Here is a 2,523-nt window from a genome sequence, read left to right as displayed (position 1 = left end):
GATGCCGTAAGGCTACGTCGGGAAAAAGCTTTTAATATCGACGGAATGTACGGCAAGGGGCCCGTAGTCTAGCGGTAGGATTGAAAGCAATTCCCTAAGGCCCGCCTCACGCGCGGGAGATCCCGGGAGGGGATTCCCCGGGAGTTCAAATCCCGGCGGGCCCATCCACCGAACTCTTCCGGCCATCGCCGGCGCAGTACGGCCGAAGAACCGCGGTGGGATCCGCATGTCGGCTGTCGTCGGTTCCACGTATCGGCTGAACTCGCTATAATCGATTCAATTCGACTAACTCACGGCGACGCCGGCCTTGAGGAGGCGGTATGAGATAGAAAAAGGGGATGTTTTTTTAGGATCTTTTCGGCGATTTCCCTCTGCCTCGGCGTGCCGTCCTTCGCCTTTTCGGCGAGATAAAGCGCTACGGCCCTTCTTATTTCGCTGTCTCGCTCCGCCAGCTTTAGGAGATCCGCAGTTGCTATATATACCACGTAATAGCGGCCGGACCTCACGACGTTAGGCCTAAGTCCCATCGACTCAAGCCTCCCGGCCGTGGCGAGCGCCTTTCCGGCATCGCGGGTATAGTGCTCAGCCAGGAGTGAGCCGCCGTTACTATTAACGAGATGCAATGACATCACGATGCCCGCCACAGTCACGGCGCCTCTCCTCTGTCCGTCCTCGGCATGTGAGAACTGCTCCGTAGGGATCTCGCCGTTTTGCCCGAACGCCTCCCTAAGGACATCTATGCCCCTCTTCCTCGCCTTCAGCTTGTAGGCCGCTCTGAAGGCGTCGTCTGTGGCCAGCTTTATGTAGATCCATTTGTGGCTTTTCGATAGATCCAGCAAAACGCCGTATACGCCCGCCGCCTTCCTAAGCCTCTCGAACGCCTCTCTGCCAGTGGCGACTAGGGCCTCGTACGTATTTGCGACTAAGCCCAGCCTCCGAGGCTCCTTAGCAGCAATCGACACTACATACTTTCCATATAGAATCTTATTCCACCTAGCCTTCCCATCCCCCAACCACATGGTGAACAGAGGCGCCCACTCCCCACGTCTGAGGTAGTCTACAACGAGACTTATCGCCTCGTTCTTGCTCCACCTCTGCCTCCAGCTCCTCGCCTTACTGTATACGTGAATGCTCACCCCCTGGTGTGTCAGCGTTACTGAAGCGATGTATGTGTAAACTACTCCATATCTCGTCGTAACCCAGGCGAACACCTGCCAGGGCTGTGCAGTGTGTATAACAGGTCGGCCGTCTGCTTCACCTTCGTCGCTCGCCCTCCAGCCCAACTGGAATAGCTCAAGCCGCTCGCGCGGAAGCTTGAGTATGTCGGGAAAACGCGTCTTAGCTGTTACGCCGTGGATTAGAATACGTGGAGTGAAGTCCCCTATTACATACATCCACGTCCCGTCCGGCGCGTACAGCTTGTTGCCCTCCACCCTGTAGGTGCCGTCGACAACGGCCTTGTATATCGAGGTCAGCTCGGCCTTCGCCTGCCTCTGCGCCTCCAGCAACAACCGTTTTAGCGTGTCTCTGAAGTGGAAGAGCTGTCTTCTCTCCTCCTCTGTGAGCTGGAAGGTCTCGGCGACCCTCCGCGTCGCGTATTCGACGTAGATGATCCATGCCGGGAATACCCAATCCACAGGCCCCCTCAAGACTCCATGTTTGGAAACCTGCTCAAGAACCTCCTCCACGGTCGGCGGCTCGGCCGGCTTAAGCGCGAGCTCAAAGCGCCTAACTTCGTCGAACGAGGTCTTCCCCATGATCTAAGTTAAAAGAGACTGTTTGTTGATCCAATGAGGCGTCGACTAAGGCGAGCCGTTTCGGTTGCGGGGTCTTTGTGCTGAGCACAGTCCGGGCCGCCTTCGCGGCGTCGGCCGCGGGGAGCGCCTCCGCGCATACCGCCAAGCCGCCCCTCGGCGGGTTCCTTGACGCCGACAGGGAGCATCGAAGAAAAGCCCGACAGGGGGCTAGCCCCCTGTCAAGCCTTTCTTACATGCTCCCTGTAAGCGCTGGCGGATCCGCCGAGGGGCGGTTCAACTTATCAACGCGCCGCGGAGGCGCAGATGGAGGAGTTGGAGTTCGGGCGGTGCTACGTCGCATGTACGAACCGCTGCGCGGACGACCGCCGCAGGGACCCCGCGATATGCCCTGGCGCCCCGGGGGCCACGGAGCGCGTTGGGCTCCGCCCCGCCGAGCGCAGGCCCGCCGACATCGACATGGAACCTATTGATATGGAGCCGGCAGACTGGGAATAGCCCCCTTTTTTCCCACACAAGACGCCGGCCCTAAGCCGAGGCGAGGAGGAGGCGCCGAAAAGGCCGTCACTATAAAGGGAAAAAGGGGAATTATTCGGGGAAGAACACCAGATCACCAAAGTTCTCAGCGCCTTCATCTCGGCGTCCAAAAACGCGTATAGGCCGCGCCTCGCGAAGGGGTCGTCCTCATCCGCCAGCATTTTGGCCATCTCCATTATCTTATCCGCCTCGTCCAATATCTCCAGCGCTTCTCTTTTTCTCCTTCCCCATT

At 58.6% G+C, this 2,523-nt stretch carries 2 protein-coding genes and 1 tRNA gene; 1 reads left to right on the top strand and 2 read right to left on the bottom strand.

Features of this window, described 5'->3' with window-relative positions:
• Positions 1-57: 57 nt before the first annotated feature.
• Positions 58-164, top strand: a tRNA-Val gene (locus B7L70_RS12400).
• A 126-nt stretch (positions 165-290) separates the two neighbouring features.
• Here the strand turns inward: B7L70_RS12400 and B7L70_RS12395 are convergent.
• Positions 291-1,757, bottom strand: coding sequence for a hypothetical protein (locus B7L70_RS12395; RefSeq protein WP_081228440.1), 1,467 nt, complete (start codon positions 1,755-1,757; stop codon positions 291-293).
• A 329-nt stretch (positions 1,758-2,086) separates the two neighbouring features.
• The coding region (locus B7L70_RS14030) for a hypothetical protein (protein ID WP_238376258.1) at positions 2,087-2,523 on the bottom strand (437 nt) is incomplete at its 5' end.

This window comes from Vulcanisaeta sp. EB80, from assembly GCF_002078205.2.
The sequence above is the reverse complement of the archived record's forward strand: the minus strand, read 5'-3'. Positions and strand labels throughout refer to the sequence as shown.

What these genes read in the sequence shown, in the direction of transcription:
- B7L70_RS12395 (WP_081228440.1), bottom strand. Translation starts at nt 1,757, where the DNA reads ATGGGGAAGACCTCGTTCGACGAAGTTAGGCGCTTTGAGCTCGCGCTT.